Origin of the sequence: Halomonas sediminis (assembly GCF_044871105.1) — a bacterium.
In the GTDB taxonomy this organism is placed as follows: domain Bacteria; phylum Pseudomonadota; class Gammaproteobacteria; order Pseudomonadales; family Halomonadaceae; genus Vreelandella; species Vreelandella zhuhanensis.
Window position 1 is genome coordinate 2,576,660 of record NZ_CP085246.1, and the last position, 25,408, is coordinate 2,602,067.

Annotated in this window: 27 protein-coding genes; 6 read left to right on the forward strand and 21 right to left on the reverse strand. The window is 59.2% G+C overall.

Translation table 11 applies throughout. The features are described from left to right. Positions 1-331 precede the first annotated feature (331 nt). Both LG290_RS12180 and LG290_RS12185 read right to left on the reverse strand, forming a co-directional pair. Complete coding sequence (locus LG290_RS12180; protein ID WP_499835044.1) at positions 332-2,914, reverse strand: ABC transporter permease; 2,583 nt, start codon at positions 2,912-2,914, stop codon at positions 332-334. Continuing rightward, positions 2,911-3,660: an ABC transporter ATP-binding protein gene (locus LG290_RS12185; protein ID WP_227842168.1), complete on the reverse strand. Its 750-nt coding sequence runs from the start codon at positions 3,658-3,660 to the stop codon at positions 2,911-2,913. The genes LG290_RS12180 and LG290_RS12185 overlap by 4 nt, the downstream gene beginning before the upstream one ends. Between LG290_RS12185 and LG290_RS12190 the strand changes: the two genes are divergently transcribed. Beyond that, on the forward strand, positions 3,659-4,345 hold the full coding sequence (locus LG290_RS12190; protein ID WP_499835045.1) for an arylesterase: 687 nt from the start codon (positions 3,659-3,661) through the stop codon (positions 4,343-4,345). The two genes, LG290_RS12185 and LG290_RS12190, sit on opposite strands and share 2 nt — an antisense overlap. A 16-nt stretch (positions 4,346-4,361) precedes the next feature. On the opposite strand, the gene LG290_RS12195 is transcribed toward LG290_RS12190, so the two are convergent. Then, complete coding sequence (locus LG290_RS12195) at positions 4,362-5,243, reverse strand: DMT family transporter (RefSeq protein WP_499835046.1); 882 nt, start codon at positions 5,241-5,243, stop codon at positions 4,362-4,364. Continuing rightward, on the reverse strand, positions 5,240-5,509 hold the full coding sequence (locus tag LG290_RS12200) for an Rdx family protein (RefSeq protein ID WP_160417832.1): 270 nt from the start codon (positions 5,507-5,509) through the stop codon (positions 5,240-5,242). The genes LG290_RS12195 and LG290_RS12200 overlap by 4 nt, the downstream gene beginning before the upstream one ends. A gap of 294 nt (positions 5,510-5,803) precedes the next feature. On the opposite strand from LG290_RS12200, the gene LG290_RS12205 reads away from it, so the two are divergent. The 4 genes from LG290_RS12205 to ettA all read left to right on the forward strand — a co-directional run bounded on the left by LG290_RS12205 (position 5,804) and on the right by ettA (position 9,985). Beyond that, positions 5,804-7,117 (forward strand): MFS transporter, encoded by a 1,314-nt coding sequence (locus LG290_RS12205; protein WP_499835047.1) that lies wholly within the window; start codon positions 5,804-5,806, stop codon positions 7,115-7,117. A gap of 184 nt (positions 7,118-7,301) precedes the next feature. Continuing rightward, entirely contained in the window at positions 7,302-7,739 is a 438-nt protein-coding gene (locus tag LG290_RS12210) for a PAS domain S-box protein (RefSeq protein ID WP_499835048.1), read from the forward strand. A 147-nt stretch (positions 7,740-7,886) separates the two neighbouring features. After that, positions 7,887-8,105: a PA3496 family putative envelope integrity protein gene (locus LG290_RS12215; protein WP_499835049.1), complete on the forward strand. Its 219-nt coding sequence runs from the start codon at positions 7,887-7,889 to the stop codon at positions 8,103-8,105. Positions 8,106-8,323: 218 nt separating this feature from the next. Next, a complete protein-coding gene (gene ettA, locus LG290_RS12220) occupies positions 8,324-9,985 on the forward strand; it encodes an energy-dependent translational throttle protein EttA (RefSeq protein WP_160417828.1) in 1,662 nt (553 codons plus the stop codon). Positions 9,986-10,114: 129 nt separating this feature from the next. On the opposite strand, the gene coq7 is transcribed toward ettA, so the two are convergent. The 6 genes from coq7 to phaR form a co-directional block, all read right to left on the reverse strand. Then, positions 10,115-10,756: a 2-polyprenyl-3-methyl-6-methoxy-1,4-benzoquinone monooxygenase gene (gene coq7, locus LG290_RS12225; protein ID WP_499835050.1), complete on the reverse strand. Its 642-nt coding sequence runs from the start codon at positions 10,754-10,756 to the stop codon at positions 10,115-10,117. 33 nt (positions 10,757-10,789) lie between these two features. Continuing rightward, a complete protein-coding gene (locus tag LG290_RS12230; protein ID WP_160417826.1) occupies positions 10,790-11,131 on the reverse strand; it encodes a histidine triad nucleotide-binding protein in 342 nt (113 codons plus the stop codon). 61 nt (positions 11,132-11,192) lie between these two features. After that, positions 11,193-12,065: a phosphoribulokinase gene (locus LG290_RS12235; protein ID WP_160417825.1), complete on the reverse strand. Its 873-nt coding sequence runs from the start codon at positions 12,063-12,065 to the stop codon at positions 11,193-11,195. Then, positions 12,065-12,517 (reverse strand): acyl-CoA thioesterase, encoded by a 453-nt coding sequence (locus tag LG290_RS12240; RefSeq protein ID WP_499835051.1) that lies wholly within the window; start codon positions 12,515-12,517, stop codon positions 12,065-12,067. The genes LG290_RS12235 and LG290_RS12240 overlap by 1 nt, the downstream gene beginning before the upstream one ends. 52 nt (positions 12,518-12,569) lie before the next feature. Then, a complete protein-coding gene (gene purD / locus LG290_RS12245; protein ID WP_499835052.1) occupies positions 12,570-13,871 on the reverse strand; it encodes a phosphoribosylamine--glycine ligase in 1,302 nt (433 codons plus the stop codon). A gap of 100 nt (positions 13,872-13,971) precedes the next feature. Then, positions 13,972-14,490, reverse strand: a complete 519-nt coding sequence (gene phaR / locus LG290_RS12250) for a polyhydroxyalkanoate synthesis repressor PhaR (protein WP_160417822.1) — start codon at positions 14,488-14,490, stop codon at positions 13,972-13,974. Positions 14,491-14,639: 149 nt separating this feature from the next. Between phaR and LG290_RS12255 the strand changes: the two genes are divergently transcribed. Then, a complete protein-coding gene (locus LG290_RS12255; RefSeq protein ID WP_499835053.1) occupies positions 14,640-15,353 on the forward strand; it encodes a 16S rRNA (uracil(1498)-N(3))-methyltransferase in 714 nt (237 codons plus the stop codon). 9 nt (positions 15,354-15,362) lie between these two features. On the opposite strand, the gene rloA3 is transcribed toward LG290_RS12255, so the two are convergent. From rloA3 to LG290_RS12310, 11 genes are all read right to left on the reverse strand, one after another. Beyond that, on the reverse strand, positions 15,363-15,854 hold the full coding sequence (gene rloA3, locus LG290_RS12260; RefSeq protein ID WP_499837100.1) for a retropepsin-like aspartic peptidase RloA3: 492 nt from the start codon (positions 15,852-15,854) through the stop codon (positions 15,363-15,365). Positions 15,855-15,969: 115 nt separating this feature from the next. Beyond that, entirely contained in the window at positions 15,970-17,226 is a 1,257-nt protein-coding gene (locus LG290_RS12265; protein WP_499835054.1) for a lytic murein transglycosylase, read from the reverse strand. Positions 17,227-17,344: 118 nt separating this feature from the next. Next, entirely contained in the window at positions 17,345-17,809 is a 465-nt protein-coding gene (locus tag LG290_RS12270) for a DUF3429 domain-containing protein (RefSeq protein WP_499835055.1), read from the reverse strand. A gap of 55 nt (positions 17,810-17,864) precedes the next feature. Further along, the gene (locus LG290_RS12275; RefSeq protein ID WP_499835056.1) at positions 17,865-19,136 is read right to left on the reverse strand and encodes a DASH family cryptochrome; all 1,272 of its coding nucleotides are present in this window, start codon (positions 19,134-19,136) and stop codon (positions 17,865-17,867) included. 253 nt (positions 19,137-19,389) lie between these two features. Beyond that, entirely contained in the window at positions 19,390-19,794 is a 405-nt protein-coding gene (gene mnhG / locus LG290_RS12280; protein WP_499835057.1) for a monovalent cation/H(+) antiporter subunit G, read from the reverse strand. Next, a complete protein-coding gene (locus LG290_RS12285; RefSeq protein WP_160417817.1) occupies positions 19,787-20,056 on the reverse strand; it encodes an MrpF/PhaF family protein in 270 nt (89 codons plus the stop codon). The genes mnhG and LG290_RS12285 overlap by 8 nt, the downstream gene beginning before the upstream one ends. Positions 20,057-20,101: 45 nt before the next feature. After that, positions 20,102-20,575, reverse strand: coding sequence for a Na+/H+ antiporter subunit E (locus tag LG290_RS12290; protein ID WP_499835058.1), 474 nt, complete (start codon positions 20,573-20,575; stop codon positions 20,102-20,104). Next, positions 20,572-22,089, reverse strand: coding sequence for a Na+/H+ antiporter subunit D (locus LG290_RS12295; RefSeq protein WP_499835059.1), 1,518 nt, complete (start codon positions 22,087-22,089; stop codon positions 20,572-20,574). The genes LG290_RS12290 and LG290_RS12295 overlap by 4 nt, the downstream gene beginning before the upstream one ends. After that, positions 22,086-22,433 (reverse strand): Na+/H+ antiporter subunit C, encoded by a 348-nt coding sequence (locus LG290_RS12300; protein WP_160417814.1) that lies wholly within the window; start codon positions 22,431-22,433, stop codon positions 22,086-22,088. The genes LG290_RS12295 and LG290_RS12300 overlap by 4 nt, the downstream gene beginning before the upstream one ends. Next, positions 22,421-22,882 (reverse strand): Na+/H+ antiporter subunit B, encoded by a 462-nt coding sequence (locus tag LG290_RS12305; protein ID WP_160417813.1) that lies wholly within the window; start codon positions 22,880-22,882, stop codon positions 22,421-22,423. The genes LG290_RS12300 and LG290_RS12305 overlap by 13 nt, the downstream gene beginning before the upstream one ends. Continuing rightward, complete coding sequence (locus LG290_RS12310; protein WP_499835060.1) at positions 22,875-25,208, reverse strand: putative monovalent cation/H+ antiporter subunit A; 2,334 nt, start codon at positions 25,206-25,208, stop codon at positions 22,875-22,877. Before LG290_RS12310 ends, LG290_RS12305 begins: the two co-directional genes overlap by 8 nt. Positions 25,209-25,408: the final 200 nt, after the last annotated feature.

Genomic DNA, 25,408 nt, shown 5'->3' on the forward strand with positions numbered 1-25,408 from the left:
CTATCAATGCAACGATACAAGACCATACCCCTCGCGCGGCAAGCCGCCCTCCTACCATGCAACGGCGCATTGCCCGCCTCGAGGTAGGAGGCCGCTTCAGCGGGCGAGGGTTTAGCCTGCAAAAGCCACCTTCAAATACTCGCGCGGCAAGCCGCCCTCCTACCATGCAACGGCGCATTACCCGCCACGAGGTAGGAGGCCGCTTCAGCGGGCGAGGGTTTAGCCTGCAAAAGCCACCTTCAAATACTCGCGCGGCAAGCCGCCCTCCTACCATGCAACGGCGCATTGCCCGCCGCCAGGTAGGAGGCCGCTTCGCGGGCGAGGGTTGGCTTCACGCCTCTCCCAGCAAGCCGAGGCTGGCGGCCGGTGCCTGGCGCCGCAGGCTGTAAGACAGGGCGTGGCCGATCACCCCGATCAACAGGGCGGCGCCTAGCGGCAGCACCAGCCATAGCTCGATATGCAGGCGCGGCGGCAAGTCCAGCAGGAACATATACAGTACAGCCGTGGCAAGCTCGGCGAGAACGGCGGCCAGCAGGCCGCTGGCCAGACCCAGCAAGGCGAATTCAGCGCCTTGAATGCGGGAAATCATCCGGTTGCCGGCACCGAACACCCGCAGCAGGCCGCTTTCGTGAGCCCGCACCGGACGGCTGGCGGTCAGGGCGGCATACAGCACACTCACCCCGGCCAACAACACCAGTCCCAGCACCAGTTCAACGGCACGCGTCACCTGGGTGAGCACATCACGCACCTGGCCGAGAATGGCATCCACATTGAGCAGCGAGACTCCGGGAAATTCGCTTACCAGCTCGGGCAAGATGCCTTGCTCTTCTTCCGGCAAGTGAAACGCCGTGATGTAGCTATGGCCGTAACGTTCAAGTACGCCCGGCGGAAAGATGACGTAGAAGTTGGGCCTAAAGCTATCCCAGTTCAGATCCCGCAGGCTGGTGATTTGCGTGCGAACCTCGTCACTGCCGATACTGAACGTCAGTTGGTCGCCCAAGCCCAGCCCCAGGCGCTGCGCCAGGCCGTCCTCCATGGAGACGGGCACCGGCGGCGGCTGGGACTCTGCATCCACGGCAGCCATCCAGCCATTGCCACTTTGTGAGTCGGCAGCGGCGTCAGCCTGCCAGCCGTCAAACCACTCTCCCGCCACCACGCGATTGCCTTCGGGCACCTCGGCTTGCCAGGTGAGGTTGAGTTCACGGCGCAGGGCATTGTCGCCCCGAGCCTCTTCCGGCACTGCCTCTCGTGGTGGCTGGCCGTTGATCGCAGTGATTCGCCCACGCACCATGGGGTACAGAGAGCTCTGGGTTTCCACGCTATCGGCAATCGCGGCATCGAAGCCTTCCCGCTCACCGGGCTGAATATTGATGGCGAAGTAATTGGGGGTGTCTGCGGGCAGCTGTGCCTCCCAGGTGGTCAGAAGATCCCCGCGCACCAGCACGATCATCGCCATGGCGAAAAAGGTAATCGAGAACGCCAACAACTGCCCCAACCCGGCTTGGCGGCGGCGTGCCAGCTGGCGCCCACCCAGGCGCAGCGCCTGGGTCCATTCACCGCCCTTGGGAAGCGCTTGAATGCCGCGCAACAGCAAGGCCAGCAAGGCGGCGCCCACCCCCCACAAGACGCTCAGCACCACAATGCCGCCCAGCAATAGCCCAAGCGCCAGCGTGATGCTGCCCGAATAAAGCCACAGCAAACCGCCGAACACCCCGCATGCCACGCTGACCACCAGCCAGGCCGAGGGCGGCAAGGGGTCGAGTTCGCGACGCAACACCTTGAGGGCACTGACGCGCTTGAGGCGCAACAGCGTGGGACCGGCAAACCCCACCAGGACCGCCAGGGCGGTCAACATACCCAGCCATAGCGGCATGATGCCGGGTGCCGGCAGGCTCATGGGCAGAAAAGCGCTGAGAAGGCGCAGCAGCAGCGCCTGGCCAAGCACCCCGAGCAGTGCCCCGAGCAGCGAGGCGGCCAGCGCCAGCCCGGCGAGCTGCAGGGTGAAAATATGCACCAGTTGACGCTGAGTGGCACCGAAGCAGCGCAGCAGCGCCGCGGTGTCCAGGTGGCGCTCTACATAACGCCGCGTGGCCATGGCCACCGCGACCCCGGCCAGCAGCACGGCGGCGAGCCCGGCGATACCCAGATAGCTTTCGGCTCGCTCCAGAGCGTTGCCCAGCTGCGGGCGATCCTGGCGCACATCGCGCACTTCAACGCCCTCGCGGCGCAGCTGTGCCAAGCGGTCATCCAGACGGTTGACGGCCTCCGGCGGCCCGGCGGCGAGAATCTCGAACTCTACCCTTGAGCCGGGCTGTACCAGGCCGGTGGCCTCCAGATCGGCGATATTCATCATCACACGTGGATTGAAACTACTGAAGCCGCCGGACTGGTCGGCTTCTCGCTCGATGATACCGCTCACCCGCAGCTCGGTCTGGCCGATCTGCACCTGGTCGCCCAGCTCCAGATCGACCAGCTCACGCAGGCGCGGGTCGATCCAGGCCTTACCGGCTGCGGGGCCGGAGGCCACCTCCTCGACACCTTCGCCGAGATCCACATGCGAGACGCCGTAATGCGGATAGACATCATCCACCACCTTGAGGCTCACCGACTGAAAACGGTCCTCCCGGCTGATCATCGAGACCAGATCCACCTGGTCGCTCAGCACGAGCCCGGCATCGATCAATTCCTGGCGTAACTCGGGAGAAAACGGCTCGCTCTGCTCCAGTACCAAATCGCCCCCCAGCATCTGCCCGGCTTGACGTTCCAGGCCACGTTCCAGGCGGTCGAGAAAAAAGGCGATCATGGTCGAGGCGGCAACCGCCAGTACCAGGGCAATGAACAGCGCCCGCACGTCCGGGGCGCGCAGGTCGCGTTTCAGGCCACGGGCGGCCAGGCGAAGAGTGGGAGCCTTCACGCCGTCACCTCGCTGGGGTCGAATTCCACCAGACGCCCTTCCTCCAGACGCAAGCAGCGGTCACAACGCCCGGCCAGGGCATGGTCATGAGTCACCAGTATCAAGGTGGTGCGTTCTTGCTGATTGAGCGAAAACAAGAGTTCGATCACCGTGGCGCCGGTGTGCGGGTCGAGGTTGCCGGTGGGTTCATCGGCGAACACCAGCTCAGGGTTGGCCACGAAGGCCCGGGCTATCGCGACGCGCTGTTGCTCGCCGCCGGAAAGCTGCTTGGGAAGATGCGTGACCCGCTCGCCCAGCCCCACCCGGTTCAGCCAATCCTTGGCCGTGCCTTCCTCACCCGCGCGAGGCGAAAGCTCCAGCGGCAGCAGCACGTTTTCCAGGGCACTCAGGCTGGGCAGCAACTGAAAATTCTGGAACACGAAGCCCACCCGCCCGGCGCGCAACATGGCACGGCCGTCTTCGTCGAGTTCGCTGAGCGCTTGGCCAAATAAAGAAAGCTCACCCGCCGTGGGGGTATCCAAGCCGGCAAGCAATCCCAGCAAGGTGGACTTGCCCACCCCGCTGCGCCCCAGGATCGCGACACTTTCGCCAGGCAACACGGTCAAATCCAGTTCACTCAAGATGGTCAGCTGTCGTTCGCCGCTGGCAACCCTCTTGGTCAAGCCTTCGGCATGTAGAATGGGTGTGTCTAGAATGGATGTATCGTTGACAGAGGTTCCGGACGTTCGAGTAAAGGAGTTGGACATGAAGAAAGGCATCCCTGTGGCAAAGCGTGAGCTGAGAGGCATGATAACTGCTTGGTTTGTCTTGCTGATACTTGCGGCTTGCTTAAATACAAGCACGGCTTGGGCGCAAACGCGCCCCACGCTGCTGGTAATGGGCGACAGCTTGAGCGCCGCCTATGGTATCGAACAGGCGCAGGGCTGGGTGACGCTATTGGCCGAACGCCTGGATGAACAGGCAAAGGTGGTAAATGCCAGCATCAGCGGCGAGACCACCACCGGGGGGGCGCAGCGTTTACCGGCACTGGTGGGACAATATGACCCGGATATTGTTCTGCTCGAGCTGGGCGGCAATGATGGCTTGCGCGGCCTGCCGCCGGGGCGGATGCGTGCCAACCTGGCCGAAATGATCGAGACCAGCCAACAAGCCGGTGCCGAGGTGATACTGCTGGGCATCGACATTCCGCCCAATTATGGCCAGGCCTACCGCGACGCCTTTACCACGGTATTTCACGACCTGGCGGCGAACTACGACCTTACCCTGGTACCGTTTCTGCTGGAAAACGTCGCCTTGAAGAGGCGCCTGATGCAAAGCGATGGCATTCATCCGACGGCCGCCGCCCAGCCCGCCATTCTGGATAATGTCTGGCCTGCCCTTGCGCCGTTTCTGGAGGAGCAAGGCATAGAAACAGCGCTGAATCAGGAGTAAGGCAAGCGAGCCGCATCTATAGCGGCTCGGGTACCTTCTGGCGTTGCTGAAGGCCCAGCCCGGCGAGGATCAACCCGAGCCCCAGCAAGGTGGAAAGCAGGATCGGCTCGCCCACTACCCAGTAAAGCAGAAACAGCGACACCGGGGGCGAAAGAAAGATCAGGTTGGAGACCTTGGCGGTGCGTGAAATCTTGTGCACCGCCAGCTGCCAAAGCACGAAAGCCACCCCCATTTCGAACAACCCGACATAGACGCCGGCGCCTACCGCCGACCAGCCGTGCCACTCGAATCCCGGCCCCATCCACAACAATAGCGTCAGCACCGGCATCCCCACGCTGAAGTTCTGCCACTGGGCCACCAGCGGCGAGCGGGCATCCCGGGTATTGAGCAACCAGTAAAGCGCCCATAGAAGCGTCGAAACCAGCGCGAACACCACGCCCCAGACATCGGCAAAATCGACATCGAGTACCGCGCCACGGGTGGCGATCACCCAGACCCCGGCATAGGCGACCATGCCGGCAAGCACGTCGATACGCGTCAAACGGTGCCCCAGAAGAGGCACCGCCAGAAATGCCATGGTCAGCGCCCAGGTATAATTGAGCGCCATCGCTTCCTGGCCCGGCAGGCGGTCGTAAGCGGCGAACAGCACCAGGTAATAGGCCACCGGATTCATCAGCCCGGCCCAGGCCGCAGTGCGCCAGCCCCGGCGCAAGGCTTCATTGACCAGCCCTTGGTGCACGACCAGGGCGCCCATCAACACCCAGGACACCAGGGATGCCAGCCACATCAATTCCAGCGGGCTCATCCACGTCAAGGCCACCTTGAAGGCCGTGGCCACCGTGGACCACAGGACCACCGCGCCCAGGCCGTAGAGCATGGCTTGTTTATCCTGGGTCATCTATCCAGGTGCCCCAGATCACGCCCGGGGTCGAGCTGGTCGCGAATCGCCTGTTTCAGCTTCTTGATGTCGGGAAAGCCGCCATCGCGCTTGCGTTCCCATATCAGAATGTCGTCACACCAGATCTCGAAGGTACCGCCGTGAGACGGCATCAGCGCCACCTCGGTAATCGCCTCGCCGAAGGTGGACAACAGCTCCTGGGCATACCATCCACTGCGCAACAGCCATTGGCACTGGGTACAGTAACGAATCCGGATACGTGACATTGGGTTTCCTTCTGATTGAGGGGGTTTAATTCCATGGTAGGAGGGCGATTTATCGCGCGAGGGGGTTACCCGCCGAGGGCAACCACCAACGCTCGCCCGGCAAGCCGGCCTCCTACCCTATGCCGGGACATGGGGTTAGTTCCATGGTAGGAGGGCGATTTATCGCGCGAGGGGGTTACCCGCCGAGGGCAACCACCAACGCTCGCCCGGCAAGCCGGCCTCCTACCTTTAGGGTTGGCGCGGAGCGTTTCATCGCGCCACAATACATACAATGATAACAGCCAAGGAGGCTCTATGGCCGACCAGGACGTTTCCCAGTCGCGGGTGTACGAATGGCTGACCGGCGATGAAGACAGCCGAATGTGTGACGACATTGCCGACAGCGCCTGCAATGAACAGCCGCGCAATTTCTTCCTGCACCTGGTCGCCTCGCTGGGCAACAAACTGGCCGATGAACTCTCCAACGCTCGCCTGGTATTGCCCTGGCTGATGGGGGTGATCGGTGCCCCGGTCTGGATGGTCGGGCTGCTGGTACCGATCCGCGAGTCGGGCGCCTTGCTGCCGCAGTTGTTTGTCGCCGGCTTCATTCGTTTGAAACCCCGACGCAAGTGGGTATGGGTTACCGGCGGTCTCTTGCAGGCAGTGGCGGCGCTGGGACTGGCCCTGCTGGCACTGTTTGGCCGGGGCAGTCTAGGCGGTGCCCTGGTGCTGGGTGTACTGGCCTTGCTGGCCTTGGCGCGTGGACTTTCCTCGATTTCCACCAAAGATGTGCTGGGCAAGACCATCGCCAAGAAACGCCGTGGCACCTTGATGGGCTGGAGCGGCAGTCTCGCCGGGGTGGCTACCGTGGTCGCAGGGGGCATCTTGATGCTGTTCGACGACCGCCCCGGGGAAGTGGCACTGGCCGTGCTGCTGGCGGTTGCGGCTCTGGGCTGGGCGCTGAATGCGCTGTGCGCCGCCCGGATTCGCGAAACGCCGGGCGCGGTGGAAGGTGGCGAAAATGCCTGGGACAGCATCAAGCTGGGGTTATCGCTACTCAAGGAGGACCGCACCTTCTTGCACTTCAACCTGTCACGGGCTCTGCTGCTTTCCAGTGCCTTGGCCCTGCCCTACATCGCCCTGCTCGGCCAGCGCCAAAGCGGCACCGACCTGGGTGGGCTGGGGTTGATGGTAGTGGTCTCCGGGCTTGCCGGCATGCTGGCAAGCCCGGTTTGGGGCAAACGAGCCGACCGCTCCAGCCGTGGTGTGATGCGCGACGCCGCCCTGGGCACTAGCCTGTGCTGCCTGCTGGGTGCAGGTGCCGCCTGGCTGCCCGCTGCCTGGAGCGAGACTATCTGGCCCTACGCCCTGGTCTATGCGCTGCTGGTGATCATTCATCATGGGGTACGCTTGGGGCGCAAGACGTATATTGTCGATATGGCGGGTCAGGACAACCGAGCCTTGTATGTGGCGCTTTCCAATACATTGACCGGTGTGCTGATGTTGCTCGTGGGGGGGATACTCGGGGCCTTGGCCCAATGGCTGGGCACCCCCATGCTTTTGGTGGTACTGAGCCTTGTCGCCGTGGCCGCTATGCTGAGCGCTCAACGCCTGCCTGAAGTGGAATGATGCTTTTTGTTAGCCGCTGCCAATTGCAAACCATGGCCCGGCTAGCCATGATGGCAGCAGGATAAACGCCGCTTGATGGGGCATTTGCTATCCTATTCACAAATGCATATTCCAAAAATGCCCAGAAATGCCGTTTGGTCGCGAGGCCACCGGAAGGCTTGAAGCAGCAACAGGAACCCTCTTGATGAAACGATCTCCCTTGATCAATCCGGCGCTACTCGAACGCATCATTGACGCCTCGGAAGACGGTATTGTAGTGGCCGAACAGGAAGGCGATGAGAACATTCTCATTTATGTCAACAAGGGCTTCGAGCGCCTGACCGGCTACACTGCTGACGAAATTCTCTACCGTGACTGTCGCTTTCTGCAAAACGAAGACCGTGACCAGGCAGGCTTGACGGCGATTCGCGCGGCTCTCAAGGCCGGTAGGCCCTGCCGGGAAGTATTGCGCAATTATCGCAAGGACGGCACCTTATTCTGGAATGAGCTTTCCATTACCCCGATGTACGACGAAACCGACAATCTGACCTATTACATCGGCGTACAGAAAGACGTGACCGAACGTGTAGAAGCCCAGCATGAATTGGCTCACCTGAAGGCAAAGTACGATATCGAAGAATAAAAAAGCGCCTCTCCAAGGCTTGCATTTCCTTACCGGAACCGCTATATAGCCAAAAGGCGCTGATCGCAGCGCTTGGCGCTTCATGCCGAGAAGGCTGAAGCAGTGCTGTGTTGCCGGCCAAGCCGGTTTTGGGTTGGAGGGCCTTTTATGAGCCGTAACCCCTTGAATCGTGATTTCACCGAAGAAGCTTACGACGCTTCCGATGAACTTGACACCTCAGAAGCTGTCAATGATGAACACTACGGGCGTAGTCGCTCATCGAGCAAGACCGATGCCCTGCGCGCTCGCCGACGAGTTGAAGCGTTGCTGGAAGAACGCCGCCTGAAACGCGTGATAGAAGACAGCTGGGACGACGAGGAAGAGTAATACGAAAAAATCGTGTTACAGCAGTAATGATCAAAGCAGTACGGTAAAAGAAGGCATCATACGTTAACCCTGATCACCCCCTTGAATCACCCTCTCCCAGCGCTTGCTGGCTCATGCAATAGGCGGCATCGGCTGGCCTTTCCTTTGGCCGGCCTCTATCATCCTCCCCCAGCAACATTTCCTTTTCTTATTTCGATCTTTCAACATAACGGATATCCATGGCGCAATACGTTTTTACCATGAACCGGGTCGGCAAGGTCGTGCCGCCCAAAAAGCAAATTCTCAAGGACATTTCCCTGTCGTTCTTCCCCGGCGCCAAGATTGGCGTACTGGGCCTTAACGGCTCGGGCAAGTCTACCCTGCTGCGCATCATGGCCGGTGTCGACAAGGAGTTCGAAGGCGAAGCACGGCCGATGCCGGACCTCAATGTCGGCTACCTGCCCCAGGAACCGGAACTCGACGACGGGAAAAACGTCCGGGATACCGTCGAGGAAGCCTTGGGCGCGATCAAGGAAGCTCAGGAAAAGCTGGATGGCGTCTACGCCGCCTATGCCGAGCCGGATGCCGACTTCGATGCCCTGGCTACCGAGCAAGGGCGTCTGGAAAACATCATCGAAGCGGCCGATGCGCATAACCTCGAGCGCAAGCTGGAAGTCGCCGCCGAAGCTCTGCGTCTGCCGCCCTGGGATGCCAAGGTGGGCACCCTTTCCGGCGGTGAACGCCGCCGTGTGGCCCTGTGTCGCTTGCTGCTTTCCAGCCCCGACATGCTGCTGATCGACGAGCCCACCAACCACCTGGATGCTGAGTCGGTTGCCTGGCTCGAGCGCTATCTGCACGATTATTCGGGCACCGTGGTGGCGATTACCCACGACCGTTATTTTCTGGATAACGTTGCCGGCTGGATTCTGGAGCTTGACCGTGGCCAGGGCCTGCCTTTCGAAGGTAACTACACCAACTGGCTGGAAACCAAGGAACAGCGTCTCGGCCAGGAAGCCAAGCAGGAGGCTTCACGCCAGAAAGCCATTCGCCAGGAACTCGAGTGGGTGCGCAGCAACACCAAGGGACGCCAGGCCAAGAGCAAGGCGCGCCTGAATCGCTTTGAAGAGATGCAATCCGGCGATTTCCAGAAGCGCAATGAAACCAACGAAATCTACATTCCGCCCGGCCCGCGCCTGGGCGACAAGGTCATCGAGTTTCATGACGTCGCCAAGCGCTTCGATGACAAGGTCCTCTACGAAGACCTGTCCTTCAGCGTGCCGCCCGGTGCGATCGTGGGGATTGTGGGGGGCAATGGTGCCGGCAAGTCCACCCTGTTCAAGCTGATTACCGGCCAGGAACAGCCCGATGCCGGTGAAGTGGTGGTCGGTGATACCGTCAAGATCGCCTACGTCGAGCAGCTGCGCGACGCCCTGGATGACAAGCAGACGGTGTGGGAAGCGGTGTCCGACGGTCAGGATCTGCTCAACATCAACGGCTACGAAGTGCCTTCGCGCGCCTATGTAGGCCGCTTCAACTTCAAGGGCAACGACCAGCAAAAGCGTCTGGACGAGCTTTCCGGTGGTGAGCGTGGCCGCCTGCAGCTGGCTCAGACCTTGAAGCAGGGCGCCAACGTGCTGCTGCTGGATGAGCCCTCCAACGACCTGGACATCGAGACCCTGCGCGCCCTGGAAGAAGCATTACTCGCCTTCCCCGGCTGCGCCATGGTGATCTCCCACGATCGCTGGTTCCTGGACCGCATCGCCACGCATATTCTGGCGTTCGAAGGCGATTCTCAGGTGGTGTTCTTCGACGGCAACTACACCGATTACGAGGCGGACCACAAGAAGCGTGTCGGCAATGACTCGCCCAAGCGCATGAAGTACAAGCGTATCGATGCATGATGCTAGCTTCATGGTAGCTATCGATAACTCTCGATAACTGCGCTTGACTGAAAAAGGCCCCGGAGGGGCCTTTTTTGTTTCCACTTCTTGTTTCAACTTCTGCTGCTTTCGACTTTCTCTGCCTGGCGGCTACAGCCGATAGACGCTTTTGGTCATGACCTTGGACATCAGGGACATGCCCAGTTTTACCGGCGCGGGAAAGCGTGCGCCACCCGCTTCCAGCGCCAGCTGGGCGTGGTGGGCTTCATCGATCGCCATCTGTTTGAGAATCGCCCGAGAACGCTTGTCGGCTTGCGGCAAGGTTTTCATGTGTTCTTCCAGATGCTTTCCCACTTGATCTTCGGTGGCGGCGACGAATCCCAGGCTGATCTTGTCACCGATGGCGCCCGCCGTGGCGCCTATTCCGAACGAGGCGGCGTAGAACAAGGGGTTGAGGTAACTGGTGCGCCCTTCAAGCTCCTGCAGCCGCTGGTCGCACCAGGCCAGATGGTCGATTTCTTCCTGGGCGGCCTCTTCCATCTGGCCGCGCACCTTGGGCAACTTGGCGGTCATTCCCTGCCCCTGATACAGCGCCTGGGCACAGACTTCACCGGCATGGTTGATCCGCATCAGCCCTTCGGCATGGCGACGCTCCTGCTCATCAAGCGGTTCTTCGGCCAACTTCCCGGCGGGATTGGGCCGATACGGCTGCGCCGCACGCGGCACCAAGGTGCGCAACACGGTATCGAATTGATGAATGAGATTATCCGTACGACTGAGATTACGACGCATGGCGATTGCCTCCCTTGATGAGCATGACGCCCTTTAACCGGCGGGCCAAGTGAATTGCCGGCCTCCCATAAGGTGCATGTGAAGGTGAAAGACCGTCTGGCCGCCCTTTTCGTTGCAGTTCATGACCACCCGATAACCGTCACCGGCAAAGCCGTGATCCTTGGCCAGCTTGGCGGCGGTGTATTGCAGCCGACCGATGGTTTCAAGATCGTCTTCCTCGATATCGTTCAGGGTGGCGATGTGCTTTTTGGGAACGATCAGGATATGCGTCGGCGCCTGGGGCGAGAGGTCGTCAAAGGCCAGTACCTCGTCATCTTCATAGACGATATCCGCGGGTATTTCCTGATTGATGATCTTGCAAAACAGACAATCCATGAAAAAATCTCCTTGTGTTGCATGTCGTTGCGTTATTGGCTGGCTGCCAAAATCGGGTCTCTCAGCGAAACCGGCGCTGGGCGAGAAGATGGCGTACCAGCGGTGCCAGGATCAACTCCATGGCCAGCGATAAACGTGAGCCCGGCACGACCAGCGTATGCGGCCGCGTCATGAAGGCATCCTTGATCATTGCCAGAAGCCACGGAAAATCCACGGTGGAGGGGTCGCGAAAACGAATCACCACGAAGGACTCGGCATCGGTGGGAATGTCCTGGACCTCGAAGGGATTCGAGGTATCCACGGTGGGCACTCGCTGAAAGTTGATGTGGGTGCGTGAAAACTGCGGCTGAATGTAGCGCACGTAGTCGTCCATGCGCCCCAGAATGGTATCGATCACCGCTTCCTGCGAATAGCCGCGCAACTTGGTGTCGCGGTCGATCTTCTGGATCCACTCCAGGTTCATGGTCGGGGCGACACCCACCAGCAGGTCCACGTGTCGAGCAATATCATGCTCTTCGGTTACCAGCCCACCGTGGAGCCCTTCATAGAACAGCAGGTCGGTACCACAGGGCAGCCCCTGCCATTCGGTAAAGGTACCCACACGATAGCCGGCTTCGATCATCTGCTTGTCTTCGGCATGGATATAATGCCGAAAGGTGCCGGTCCCCTGCTCCCCGTACTCGATGAACAGGTTTTCCAGTCGATCCAACTGGTTGGCTTCCACGGCAAAATGCGAAAGCTCGTGCTTGCGCTCGGGTTCTTCGCGAAAGATACGGTGAAGATCATCCCGGGTATAGCGATGGAAGGCATCGCCATCGACCACGGCGGCATGCACATCCTCGCGCAGAAACATGCGCTCGAAACTGCGCCTGACCGTGGTGGTACCCGCCCCTGAGGAACCGGTCACCGCGATGATCGGATATTCCCGTGACATCAGGTTTTCTCCGCCTCGGCAAGGGCGGCCAGCACTGTCTCTGGAATCGTGACCGGACGCCCCGTTTGTGTATCGACCAACAGCTGGTTGACGCGTGCCGTTGCCACGACTTCACCGTCGCTCTTATCACCAGCACTTTTAACTACGCGGTGATAGATGCTCAACGCCTTGCTTTCAGGGGTGGGAATAGCAGTTTCCACGCTCAGGCTATCCGGCCAACGTGCCTCACTCTGATATTGCACGGCAAGATCCGCCACCACGCTGGGATAGCCATGCATGTCCCATTCGTTCAGCCCCAGTGACGCCAACGCCTGAATGCGAGCTTCATGCAGCAACGAAACCAGGGCATCGTGGCCCAAGTGATGCCCATAGTTCATGTCGGTCACGCGTACCGTCATCGGGTGACGATGGAAAACCGCCTCATGGGGAAATACCAGCTTCACTCGTTCCATGCTTGTTTCCTTTCAGGCTGTTTCTGGGGACATGAGGCTCGGACACATGAATTCATGAATCCTTATGCAGGCTTTCACGCGCAATGGCGCGGAACGCGATATCGCGACGATACTCCACCTGCGTCCAGTCGATCTCGGCCACCCCTTGATAGGCCGTTTGCTGCGCCGCAGAGACGCTTTCACCCAGCGCCGTGACACACAGCACCCGGCCTCCGGCAGCCACGACATCCCCTTGGGCATTTTCCCGGGTTCCCGCATGGAATACCTTGCAGCCGGTTCCGATAATATTATCCAAACCGTGAATAACGTCGCCCTTGCGGTAGTCGCCCGGATACCCTCCCGCCGCCATGACCACCCCCACAGCCGCACGCGGGTCCCACTCACAATGCTTACCTTCCAGCTTCCCTTGGGCACCTGCCAGGCATAGTTCGGCAAGGTCCGAACGCAGGCGCAGCATGATCGGTTGGGTTTCCGGGTCACCGAAACGGCAGTTGTATTCGATTACCTTGGGGTTGCCTTGCTTATCGATCATCAGCCCGGCATAAAGGAATCCGGTATACGGATGACCTTCGGCGGCCATCGCTTCAACCGTGGGCAGGATGACCTGCTTCATGATGCGTCGATCGACCTCGGGGGTGATCACCGGCGCCGGTGAATAAGCCCCCATGCCACCGGTATTGGGACCGGTATCGCCGTCATAGGCACGCTTGTGATCCTGACTGGTCGCCATGGGCACTACATGTTGGCCATCCACCATGACGATAAAACTGGCTTCCTCGCCTTCAAGAAATTCTTCGATCACCACCCGTGCCCCGGCATCACCGAAGGTGTTGGCTTCCAGCATGTCGCGAATCGCCGCTTGCGCTTCGGCTTCGCTCATGGCGACGATCACACCCTTGCCGGCGGCCAGCCCATCGGCCTTGATCACAATTGGTGCGCCCTGGCGCTTCAGGTATTCAAGGGCGGGGGCCACCTCGGTAAACGTCTGATAATCGGCACTGGGAATATGATGGCGAGCCAGGAAATCCTTGGTGAAAGACTTGGATCCTTCAAGCTGAGCGGCCGCCTGGGTGGGGCCGAAAATAGCCAGCCCGGCCGCTTGAAAACGATCCACGACACCTTCCACCAGTGGCGCTTCGGGACCGACGATGGTCAGCCCCACCGCTTGAGAGCTAGCAAAATCCACCAGCACATCGAGGTCAACGGCTTGAATGGCGACATTGGCAACCTTCGGCTCCCGCTCGGTGCCGGCATTACCTGGGGCGACGAACACTTGCTCGACATTTTTCGACTGGGCTATTTTCCACGCCAGTGCATGTTCGCGGCCACCGCCGCCAATAATCAAAACCTTCATGTCTTTCCTTCTCGACCTGGGAAGCTGTCAATGCGTTGCAGCATTATGCCACAGCGTAGGCGGCCTGGCTTGATCGCGCCATAGGACGGGGAAACCTGGCTCAACCAGGCGTTTTATCATTCTTTTCAGGTTTTTCAGTCTCGTCAGTGCTCTCATTCCGATTATCGGGCGCGTCTTTTTCGATGGCGTCCTGGTCCGTCTTGTTGAAGGTCTTTTTCCAGAAGTGCATATTCTCTTCCGCCAGATCACGCATGACCTCTATTGGCGAATTACGCACCGCCTGCTTCCATTGGTCTTGCATGCGTTTTTGCTGCGACAGCATCAAACGCGTGCCCTGCTCCAGGTAGCGTGACAAGGGCAAGGGCGAGGTCATGTCATAGACCCGAATCAACTGCGCCAGAAGGTCATTGGAGAATACCTCGGATTCACCGTCGCCCTGTTCCTGTTCGATGATGATCGAGAGCAGAATGGTACGCGTCAGGTCTTCACCGCTTTTGGCGTCTTCCACCCGAAACGGCTCTTCCTCAAGGATCAAGTGACGCAGATCTTCCAGGGTGACATAGCGGCTTTGCTGGGTGTCGTACAACCTGCGATTGGCATACTTGCGAATTACGCGCACTGCGCATCTCCTTTGAAGCAATAGAGCTTTTTAGCCCGATGCTGGTATTGTGCCTGCAACACACGCCCATGCAAGCAACCGCTGACAATTCCCCGGCGGCATAGGCGCATCCCTGTCTTTCATTTTTTCCGGAAAAATCGTTTTTCGCCATGAATCTGATATTGATTGACCCAAACGAGCTGGCAAGTCCGACTTCTGCTCGCATCACCGACCCCCGCCGCTTACGCCATTTACATGAGGTGCATCGCGCTCAGGAAGGGGATCGTTTAAGCGTGGGTATCCGGGGTGGCAAAATGGGTAAAGCCATCTTGAGCAAGCTGGATGAACACCAAGCCTGCTTCGCGCTGGAGTCGCTGGATGAGCCTGCCCCGGTAGCGCTGCCGGTCCACTTGGTGCTGGCCCTGCCGCGGCCCCGCATGCTGGCCAGAACCCTGGAGCACGTGACCGCACTGGGGGTCAAGCAACTTACCTTGCTCAATACCCAGCGAGTGGAAAAGAGCTATTGGCAATCTCCAGAGCTGCGCGACGACAAGATCCACCAGCATTTATTGCTCGGGTTGGAGCAAGCCCGGGATACCCAGTTACCCAGCATTCAATTGGCCAAGGGGTTTCGTCCTTTCCTGGAAGACAGCCTGCCCGGCCTGCTGCAAGCTCGCCAAGGGCTTCTCGCCCATCCCGGCATGCCTCGGCCTTGCCCCCGTGGAGTTACTCAGCCGAGCCTACTGCTGGTCGGCCCGGAAGGCGGCTTTATTCCCTGGGAAGTCGAGCAGCTGCTGACAGCCGGCTGCGAGGGCATACATCTAGGCCCGCGTATCCTGCGGGTGGAAACCGCCGTGACCGCCTTGTTGGCGCGGATTTTTTAATGCCGACGCCTAGTCTTTCGACTCATGAGCCACCAGGGGTGCGTCCTTCTCGCAATCGGGTGTCTGCATGAAGGTACGCCGTACATCGAGCAACCCTAGATGACTCAGGGTACGCCGCCCCAGCAAGAGGGGATAATTCATTTCCCCACGGTCACGCAGGCTGAACTGTTCCTCGTAAATAGTGTTGCCCATGCACACCTTCAACAACACCACCGGGCGTTCATCACGCCCGCCGGCGCCGCGCACGGTCAACTCGCGATATAACGGGCGCTCCAGCGTATCGCTAAACAATTCGCCGCTGGCCTGATTTTCCAGTTTCAAGCGAAAGCGTACCCAGTCTTCGTCATCTTTCTCGAACAGCTCGATATCGCGGGCATCCAGGGAAGACGTCAGGGCGCCGCTATCCAACTTTGCCTTCACTTCTATCCCCCAGGGTTTCAGGGTGGCTTTTTCCACCCAGCCGAAGACCTTTTCCTCGGCTTGCACCGCGCTGCCGCTCATGACAAATAGCGCTATCCCAATGAGGTATGCCAAGGCGTTCTGTGCCACGCTTCGACCCGAGCTTGTTTTGCCTATCATGCATCGACTCCGTAATGACAGAATTCGTATATCACTTTCACTGTGCCTGGCGTAACCGGGCGAGCAGGCGCTGAGTGGCGAAACCATCGGGGGTCAAACCGTTGTCACGTTGAAAGGTACGTAGCCCGGCCCGAGTATTGGGACCCATGATGCCGTCCGCGCCACCCACCGAATAACCCTGATCATTCAATAGGCGCTGAAGTTCCCGAGTATCCTGGCGACTCAACGGAGCCTGCTCGCGCGGCCAGGACTGTTCGACACCTTCACGCCCGGCAATCGCATCGCTCAGAGTAGCGACGGCCAAGGCATAACTGGTGGCATTGTTGTAGCGTAAAATGGCACGAAAGTTCTGCCCCACCAGAAAGGCGGGGCCATCGGCACCGGCCGGCACGATTAACGCCGCACTCTCGAATTCAGGCAGTTCCCCCCGCATGGCACGCACACCCTGGGCAGCCCAGGCGGCGGTGCTCAAGCGTTGGGTCTGGGCGTAATCGAATGTCTCGGGAAGCGCTACTTCCGCCCCCCATGGCTGCCCCGCTTGCCAACCCGCCCGAGCCAGGTAATTGGCGGTGGAAGCCATGACGTCGGGGATGCTTTGCCATATATCACGTCGACCGTCGCCGTCGCCATCCACCGCATAGGCTTCAAAACTCGACGGAATGAACTGGGTATGGCCCATGGCCCCCGCCCAGGAACCCACCATTCGTTCGGCGGCAATATCACCTTGCTCGATGATACGCAGTGCCGCCATCAATTCATTGCGGGCAAATGCCTGTCGCCGGCCTTCATAGGCCAGGGTGGCCAAGGATTCCAGGGTGGAAAAATCACCGAAATTACTGCCGTAATTACTTTCGATTCCCCAGATCGCGACGATAACCTCGGCAGGCACACCATAGCGCCGGGCCATGCGTTCTGCGGTGGCGCCATGGTCGGCGAGTTTTTCGCGCCCGTTATCGACCCGGGTACTGGAAACGGCCGTGTCCAGATAGTCCCAGATCGCCCGAACGAACTCGGGCTGATGCCGATCCAGCTCAATGACTCGAGGCCGGTAACGCAACCCATCGAGAGCCTGGGTGAGGGTCGCTTCACCGATGCCTTCGCTTCGCGCATAAAGGCGAAACTCTCTTAGCCACTGGCTGAAATCGGTGTGACTGACATCTTCGGCTACCTGGGCATCCACTTCGGATAACAGGGCATTGCCGGCCGCAGCCAATGGCGCCAAGGTAAATGTCAGGATGGCCGCAGCACCCAGCACTGAACCGCGCAGGGAAAAACGAATATGGGTTTTACACATAGAAAGGAACCTGTCTTTGATGGGCGACCCTTGACGAGCCGCTCTTGCCGCCCACATAAACCCCAACCGGGAAAATAAAATTAAAGCACGCGATGATCTCGCAGATCGGGTGATCACGCTAGCCCGACAGATACCTTAGCCGCCAGATAACCAACAAATGGGTCAATATCACTACGACCGATAGCAATGAACGCAGCGGCAAATACCATCCGGGAAATCCGGCGCGCCCCTCCCGGCTAGTATCGTAGGCCCAGATCAGTATAAAACCGATAGCCAGCACCCATGCGCCCGTACTGAGGTTCAGGAGAAGGGCCGGCCAGGCGATCAAACTCGGCACCATCGCCAACGCCAGACGCCGACTGATACCAGCCCTTTCGCCAGTGTGATGGCTCAACGCCATGCCCCATTGCACACCGCCCAGAAAGGAAAGAATGACCGCGCTGTAATATAGAAAGGCATATACCGCGATGAGCTGCCATGACGATGGCGCAGTCCATGCAAGAACGCCGGTAACGATGAAGGGAATCAGTCCAGCCAACCCCAAGAGCCAAACCACACGTCTGTCATCAATCATTTTCGCCATGCTGTGTTTCTCTATTTAGCGGGTTCGTTCAACCCTTGAGGGCCACACTTCGAGTTCAGGGCAACCAGTGCGCGACATACAGACCGTCCGGATCGTAATGCTCGGCTTGCTTGAGCACGTCGAAGTGGCGATCTTTACGTGGATCACGTCCAATACCGGCAATATAGCGCCAGTTTCCCCAGTTGCTCGCTACATCATAGTCAATCAAACAATGTTCGAACCAGGCGGCGCCCAACCGCCAATCGACATTCAAGTCCTTGACCAGAAAGCTGGCCACGTTCTGACGGGCGCGGTTGGATAACCAGCCGGTACTTTTCAGTTCGAGCATGGCGGCATCGATGAAGGCAACGCCTGTTCTGCCATCACGCCAGGCATTGAAATTGGCGCAGGAGATGGGCAGTTGACGGGAGCCGAACAAGGCGACCCCTTCCAATCGGGCAGCGTGATAAAAATATTCCCGCCAGAGCAATTCGAAGATGATCCAATAGCTGGACTCATTGGCCCCATGACAGGCTTCCCATCGGCGCACCTCGCCATATACCTGTCGAGCAGAGAGGCATCCCTGCGCCAACCAGGGTGAGAACCGAGTGGAGAAATACGCGCCCAACAAGCCATTCCGGGTTTGTTTATAAGTCGCGACTCCACCTTGGTGCCAGAGATAATCTTCCAGGCGCTGGTGAGCGGCGTCTTCGCCACCCACGTATGCCAACCCCTGACGTGCATCGGGTTGCCAGTCGGCACTTTTTTCACACACCAGCTGGAGCGCCGGAAACCCCCGGGGCGCTTCCGGCCAAGGCGGTAGTGTGATGGGCGCCGGCAAGGCCGAAGGCACTGACCACTGGGCTTCCACTTGGCGGCGAAACGCCGAAAAACTCGTCGGCAAGGCGTGCGAGGCAAAGGGTAGCGATTGCGCCGCAAGCAACAGCCCGCTTTCCACCGTCTGCAGTTCGGTACTCGCGGGAAGGTTGGCGCGCACAGCCGCTTGATAGCGTCTTTCGTCCAGGCCGGCGGTTTGCCGTACACGAATACTGCGTACATTCAGTTGCTTGGCCAGATCACCCACTACCTTGTCCGGCGACCCGATGCGTACCAGCAGGTCACTGCCCCGCTTGAGTAATTCGCCGCGCAACGCCATCAGGCTCTGCCATATGAAACGCAGACGCGCTGACCCCATCCGCGCCACATCTTCTTGCTGGAAAAGCGTATTTAGCCAGTGTTGATCCAGAACATAAAGACACAGCAGCTGATCCGGTGCGGTATCGAAGTGAAATAGCGGGTTATCTGCGATACGTAGATCATCCTGCAACCATACGATGTCAGCCGTCATGCCTGTGCCACCGTGCATACTGTTTTCTCCATATCATTTCCCCTGCTGTTGGCTCGTCGCTACGCGTGCTGACCGGTAAATTATTTAACCAAATATATTATATTGTATAATTACTGTACATATATTGCCGTGTAATTACTGTTCAAGAATTGCTTGCAGGCCTTTCTTCAGGCACAAAAAAACCACCCGAAGGTGGCGTATGCAAAGAGCGCTAGCTTGCTACAAACATTTGATTTCGATTACTTTTATCTGATTAGTCCGGATCGGTATCCCGCGGCTGACGCTGGGCATTCTCAACGGTTTCCATGCCGCTTTTGAGTTCATGAGTCAAAGGGTCATAGTTAGGCCTAAGCTCATCTTTTACCGTTCCACTCCAGAGTTTCGAGCCCACAAAATAGCCCGCACGGCCAATCACATGGGCCGCTACCGGCGCGGTCATCATGATGAAGATAATGACCGCGAAGGCTCGGGCGACCACCGCCGCCTCGGCAAAGTGCAACGCCACCGCCAGCATGATCAAGGTGGTACCCAGCGTCGCCGCCTTGGTGGTGGCATGCATGCGCGTCAGCAGATCGGGCAGGCGCAGTATCCCCAGGGCCGCCACAAACATGAACGATGCTCCTGCGAGGATCAGCCCTCCCTTTAGAAGCTCAATCATCGCGCGGCCCTCCTCGTTCCAGAAAACGAGCGAAACCGATCGCCGCCATGAACGCCATCAATGCCATGACGATAGCCACATCGACCAGACTGGGCACATCGGTCGCGATGGCGACCAGCCCGATGATGCCGACCAGGATCGATGAAAATAGCTCCAGGGCCACCACCCGGTCCGGCAGACTGGGGCCGCGAAAAAGCCGCACGAAAGCCAGACACAGTGCCAGTGACATCAACGCCAAGCTCAGCAAGATCAGGGTCGACATGGTGCGCCTCCTTTACATTTACAAGAAGCAATCTACAAGAAGCAATCAGTGAAAAAGCGCCAGCGCCCGACGCTCGAGCTCGGCCAGGCCCTGGCGCAGTTCCACTTCGTCATGCAGAAACATCGCATGAATATACAGCACGCGTCGATCATCGGAGACATCCAGGCTGAGCGTGCCCGGTGTCAGCGAAATCAGATTGGCGACGAAGGCGATCTCGAACTCGGTACGCGCCTTGAGCGGCATGGCAATTACCCCAGGCTTCATGTACCAGGGTGGCGTCACGATGTCATAGGATACCTTGAGATTAGCTACCAGCAGTTCCTTGAAGAAAAAACCAATAAAACAAATCAGCCGCGGCAAGCGTTGGGCATAACCGTCAAGCGCCGGTACCTGGGATTGAATAAGCGCCAGCACCAGATAGCCGAAGATTAGCCCGGCGAGGACATTGCCCCCGCTGAAATCCCCGCTAAGCACGATCCAGGCCAACCCGAGCAGCAAATTCCAGCCAGCTCCGATCATGGCGTTGTCTCCTCTGCCTTGCCGAGCACCGCTTCGATGTAGCGTTCAGGCGTAAGCAGCTCCGCCGCCGAGGCTTCGGCCAGCGCATAGAAGGGTTCGGCATTGAGCCCGATCAGAAGGGTACAGGCGGCCAGGCCCACCGCCGGCGCCGACATCAACCAGAGCTCGCGCTGGCTAACCGCCGGAAAGGGGACGATATCCCCTTCCGGCGGTGTGGCTTTCCAGAACACTTCCGCCCAGATCTTGGTCATCGAATAAAGCGTCAGCAACCCCACCAGCAGCGCGATGAAGGTGACACCGTAGGCCTCGGCCTCGATGGCGGCACGAACCACGATGAACTTGGCAAAGAAGCCGGAAAGCGGCGGCATGCCGGCCAGGGATAGTGCCGGGATCAAGAACAGTACCGCCAAGCCGGGATGGCTTTTATACAATCCACCAAGCTTCTTGAGGTCATAACTGCCGCGCAGGCGATGCACGATACCACTGACCAGGAAGAGGTTCGTCTTCACGATGATGTGATGCATGATGTAGAAGACCCCGCCGATGAGCGCCAGCGGCGTGAACAGCGCCAGCCCCAGAATCATGTAACCGATCTGGCTGACGATATGAAACGACAGGATTCGCCGGAACTCGAACTGGGCCGCCGCCCCCAGCACGCCGGAAAGCATGGTCAACCCCGCCCCCCACAACAGGATCTCATGGGTATAGCCCGGGCTGTGATGGAAGATCAGCGTGAACACCCGAAACAGTGCATAGACCCCCACCTTGGTAAGCAGGCCGGCGAACAGTGCCGAGACCGCCACCGGCGGCGTGTGATAGGAAGCCGGCAGCCAGAAGAACAACGGAAACGCCGCCGCCTTGATGCCGAAGGCCACCATGAACATCATCGCCAGCACATCGACCATACCGTCGTTTTCGAGCGTCGCCAGACGACGGGCAATATCGGCCATGTTGAGCGTTCCCACCATGCCGTAAAGCAGCCCTACCGCGACCAGAAAAATTACCGACGACACCAGGTTGAGCGTGACGTACTTGATGGCGCCTTCCATCTGCGCCTTTTCGCTACCCAGAATCAGCAAGGCGAAAGAAGCCACCAACATCACTTCGAACCACACATAAAGGTTGAAGATATCCCCGGTAAGAAAGGCACCGGCGACTCCCGCCAGAAGCAGGTGCATCAACGGGAAGTAGCCATAGGCTTCATGCCCCCGGCCCACGGTCGCCAGTGAAAACAATGCCACGGCAAAGCCGATGATTCCGGTGAGCACCACCATGATGGCACCCAGCAGATCGGCGACCAGGCTGATACCGAAAGGTGCCGGCCAGGAGCCCATATGCATCACCAGAATGCCGTCGCGATTGACCGTCACCAGCAGCCACAGCGACGTCAGCAACAAGACCGCCGTACCGCCCACGGCAATCACTCGCTGCATGGTCCTCGAACGCCAGAACACCAATGACAAGGCACCCGAAAACAGCGGGATCAGGATAGGAAGCGCGATTTGCGGGTTCACGTATCGGTATCCTTCATCTTGTCCAGGTCATCAGCCTTGACGATCTCCCAGGCACGACGCACCAGCACCACGGCAAACGAGAGTACGCCGAAGGAAATCACGATGGCCGTGAGCACCAACGCCTGGGGCAAGGGGTCGGCCACGATACCTGGCGGGGCCGTCAGCCCCTGGGGGACCAACGGCGGCGCCCCACGGGTCATCCCGGCGGTAACGAAAATCAGCAGATTGGCAGCATTGGAAAGCAACATCAGGCCAATCACCAGCTTGACGATGGAGCGGCGCAACATCATGTAGATGGCAGCGGCAAAAAGAATACCGATAGCAATCGCCATCAACGATTCCATGGCACCTCCTCGGCACTGTCTCGATGCTCCTCCTGATCGGTTCTCACCAGCGAAGTGATCGCTGTCAGCACCGATCCCAGTACTGTCAGGTAGACGCCGATATCGAAGATCAGCGTGGTGGACGCCTTGAAACCGATAATCGGTACCGTCCACCAATGGGCGGTAAAGAAAGGCTCGCCGTACCACCAGGCAGGCAGGGTCGAGCATATTCCCAGCAACAACCCCGCCCCCACCAGATCCTGAGGCGTCACCTTGAGCATGGCGTGCAGCGAGGCCCTGCCGTAGGCAAAAAGGTAGAGCACGAAGGCTCCCGCCCCCACCAGACCCGCAATGAAACCGCCGCCCGGTTCGTCATGACCCCGCAATAACAGAAACACCGAAAACAGCAGCTGCAAAGGCAGCAACAGGCGTGCCGTCACGTTGAGAATCAAGGTGCCCGATCTAATCATCAGTATTCTCCCGGGGGGTCGGGGGATGCCGGGCATCGTAGTCCACGACGTGAAAACGCAGCATGGCGTAGACTCCCATTGCCGCCAAGGCGAGAACGAACATCTCGCCCAAGGTATCCAGTGCCCGGAAATCCACCAAGATGACATTGACGATATTGTGGCCATGCCCAAGCGGTTGGCTGTTGGCCACCATGTAATCGGAAATTCGCGGCAATCGTTCCCCGTTCAATACCGCCAGCATCAGCAGGGTTGTCAACCCCCCGGTGAGCACGGCAACCACCAGGTCACGCAATCGCTCGACAGGCGTGGAGAGGTCGGCAAAGCGTGGCGAGCGAAACAGTACCAGCACCAGCAGAATGACCGTCAAGGTTTCCACCAGCAACTGAGTAATCGCCAGATCCGGCGCACTGAACAGCACGAAGGTCAGGGCGATCGAAAAACCCATGACCCCCAGCGCCGCCACCGCCGCCAGACGCGAACGCATCACGCAGGCCACTATCGCACCGGACACCATCAGCCCCGCCGCCACCGCTTCGTGGAAATACACGTCTATGGACAGCGCTATATTCGGTGAGTGGCGAAACACTAACGCATGGCCGACCAACCCCAAGAACACCAGCAGGGTCATCACCAGATAGTTACGGATATAGCCATTCTGAAGCAGCCGCGTCTGCCATTCTGCCACATTGACCAGGCCGCGCATCAACGCCTCGTAACCGGCTTCCGGGCCACGCGCCATGATCGGCTCCAGGCGTGCCAGTCTGGCGCGCAATGCATGCCAGTAACGAAAAACCAGCACTCCCGCCGCCAGGCTAGCCAGGGAAAGTAACAGCGGCAGGTTGATGCCATGCCACAGCGACAGCTTCACCCCCCTGACTTCACCAAGGCTTATGCCTGTCACGACAGCCGCGACCAAGCCATCCAGCAGCGCCGGGACCAAGCCCAGCAATAGCGACAGCCCGGCCAACAGGACCGGGGCAACCAGCATCGCCGGCGGTGCTTCATGGGGTGTTTTTGGCGTTTCGCGCCGCGGGCCGAAGAAGGGCCGCAAGGCGACGATCACCGCCACCGCCAAGGTCAGAAAAGCCGCGATGAATGCCAGCATCAGAATAACGCCTTGATAATGGCTCGCTTCAAGCACCGACTCGAACATCAGCTCCTTGCCCACAAAGCCAAGTAGCGGCGGCAAGCCGGCCAATGAAAGAGCGGCAATGCAAGCCGCTGCGGCAGTCAACGGCATGGCATGCCTTAGCCCGCCCATGGCGGTGACATCTTTGGTGCCGGTTGCATGGTCGAGAATGCCGGCCACCATGAACAGCGCCCCCTTGTAGAGCGAATGCGCCAGCAGGAAAACCACGAAAGCCACCAGGGCACCCTGGGTGCCGATACCCAACAGCATGGTCAAGGTGCCCAGCGCCATGATCGTCGAATACGCTAACATTTTCTTGATATGGGTGTGCTGGATTGCCAGAAAGGCGCCGGTCGCCATGGTCAAGGCCCCCACCAGCGACAGGGTGATCACCCAGGTATCGGTGCCCCCCAGGGCGGGATGCAGCCGAGCCAGCAGATAGATACCTGCCTTGACCATGGTGGCCGAGTGCAGATAGGCCGACACCGGCGTCGGTGCAGCCATGGCATTGGGTAGCCAGAAATGAAACGGAAACTGCGCCGATTTGGTAAAGGCGCCAATCAACACACAGATCAGCAGTGCTGTGTAGAGCGAATGCTCGCGCAATACCTCGCCTTGCGTGATGAGCTCGGAAAGTGACCAGCTGCCTCCCGCCACTGCCAGCATGACGAAGCCTGCGAGTAGCGCCAAGCCTCCGCCTGCGGTAACGATTAGCCCTTGGAGGGCCGCTTTGCGTGCAGCAAGGTCGGTGTGGTTGAAGCCGATCAAGAGGTAGGAGGTAATGCTGGTGAGTTCCCAGAACACGAACAGGGTCACTAGGTTATCGGCGAGCACCAGACCAAGCATCGACATCATGAAAGCGGTGATCACCATCAAAAAGCGGGGCAGATCCTGATGGCCGCGCAGGTAGTCGCCGCTATACACCAGCACCAGTGCGCCGATCACGCTGATCAACATGGCAAATAGCCAGGCCAGGCCGTCTATCAAAAACGTCAGGGTGATATCGAGCCCCGGCACCCAGGCCCACTCCAACAGCAGCACATTCCCCGCGATGATAGTCGGCCACTGCCACAGCAGCCACAGCGTCAAGGACGCGGGCAACAACGCCATTAGCATAGGTGTTCGAGCACCGAACCAGCGATGCAGCAGGGGCGCCATCCCCGCCACCACAAAACCTCCCAGCACTGCGAGTTGCATGATGCATCCTCCCGGCATGCGCCGATTCGACACCCCCCACTCAAGGCGGCGAATCACAACGACATGAATCACAACTGCAGAAACCCTTACTGTATAGAGCCAAGATGTTGAAAGGCAAGGAGGGAGCCAGAAGCGCTGTTTTACGTTACAGTAGAGCTATCGACGCTGCGGTGAGCAAGACGGTTCTCACCCACCCTTCT

Bases quoted from the DNA above. Each gene is read 5' to 3' on its own strand.
- LG290_RS12190 (WP_499835045.1), top strand. From the start codon at position 3,659: ATGAAGAAAGGCATCCCTGTGGCAAAGCGTGAGCTGAGAGGCATGATA.
- LG290_RS12185 (WP_227842168.1), bottom strand. From the start codon at position 3,660: ATGTCCAACTCCTTTACTCGAACGTCCGGAACCTCTGTCAACGATACA.
- LG290_RS12195 (WP_499835046.1), bottom strand. From the start codon at position 5,243: ATGACCCAGGATAAACAAGCCATGCTCTACGGCCTGGGCGCGGTGGTC.
- LG290_RS12200 (WP_160417832.1), bottom strand. From the start codon at position 5,509: ATGTCACGTATCCGGATTCGTTACTGTACCCAGTGCCAATGGCTGTTG.
- LG290_RS12205 (WP_499835047.1), top strand. From the start codon at position 5,804: ATGGCCGACCAGGACGTTTCCCAGTCGCGGGTGTACGAATGGCTGACC.
- LG290_RS12210 (WP_499835048.1), top strand. From the start codon at position 7,302: ATGAAACGATCTCCCTTGATCAATCCGGCGCTACTCGAACGCATCATT.
- LG290_RS12215 (WP_499835049.1), top strand. From the start codon at position 7,887: ATGAGCCGTAACCCCTTGAATCGTGATTTCACCGAAGAAGCTTACGAC.
- ettA (WP_160417828.1), top strand. From the start codon at position 8,324: ATGGCGCAATACGTTTTTACCATGAACCGGGTCGGCAAGGTCGTGCCG.
- coq7 (WP_499835050.1), bottom strand. From the start codon at position 10,756: ATGCGTCGTAATCTCAGTCGTACGGATAATCTCATTCATCAATTCGAT.
- LG290_RS12230 (WP_160417826.1), bottom strand. From the start codon at position 11,131: ATGGATTGTCTGTTTTGCAAGATCATCAATCAGGAAATACCCGCGGAT.
- LG290_RS12235 (WP_160417825.1), bottom strand. From the start codon at position 12,065: ATGTCACGGGAATATCCGATCATCGCGGTGACCGGTTCCTCAGGGGCG.
- LG290_RS12240 (WP_499835051.1), bottom strand. From the start codon at position 12,517: ATGGAACGAGTGAAGCTGGTATTTCCCCATGAGGCGGTTTTCCATCGT.
- purD (WP_499835052.1), bottom strand. From the start codon at position 13,871: ATGAAGGTTTTGATTATTGGCGGCGGTGGCCGCGAACATGCACTGGCG.
- LG290_RS12255 (WP_499835053.1), top strand. From the start codon at position 14,640: ATGAATCTGATATTGATTGACCCAAACGAGCTGGCAAGTCCGACTTCT.
- rloA3 (WP_499837100.1), bottom strand. From the start codon at position 15,854: ATGAGCGGCAGCGCGGTGCAAGCCGAGGAAAAGGTCTTCGGCTGGGTG.
- LG290_RS12265 (WP_499835054.1), bottom strand. From the start codon at position 17,226: ATGTGTAAAACCCATATTCGTTTTTCCCTGCGCGGTTCAGTGCTGGGT.
- LG290_RS12270 (WP_499835055.1), bottom strand. From the start codon at position 17,809: ATGGCGAAAATGATTGATGACAGACGTGTGGTTTGGCTCTTGGGGTTG.
- LG290_RS12275 (WP_499835056.1), bottom strand. From the start codon at position 19,136: ATGACGGCTGACATCGTATGGTTGCAGGATGATCTACGTATCGCAGAT.
- mnhG (WP_499835057.1), bottom strand. From the start codon at position 19,794: ATGATTGAGCTTCTAAAGGGAGGGCTGATCCTCGCAGGAGCATCGTTC.
- LG290_RS12285 (WP_160417817.1), bottom strand. From the start codon at position 20,056: ATGTCGACCCTGATCTTGCTGAGCTTGGCGTTGATGTCACTGGCACTG.
- LG290_RS12290 (WP_499835058.1), bottom strand. From the start codon at position 20,575: ATGATCGGAGCTGGCTGGAATTTGCTGCTCGGGTTGGCCTGGATCGTG.
- LG290_RS12300 (WP_160417814.1), bottom strand. From the start codon at position 22,433: ATGGAATCGTTGATGGCGATTGCTATCGGTATTCTTTTTGCCGCTGCC.
- LG290_RS12305 (WP_160417813.1), bottom strand. From the start codon at position 22,882: ATGATTAGATCGGGCACCTTGATTCTCAACGTGACGGCACGCCTGTTG.
- LG290_RS12310 (WP_499835060.1), bottom strand. From the start codon at position 25,208: ATGCAACTCGCAGTGCTGGGAGGTTTTGTGGTGGCGGGGATGGCGCCC.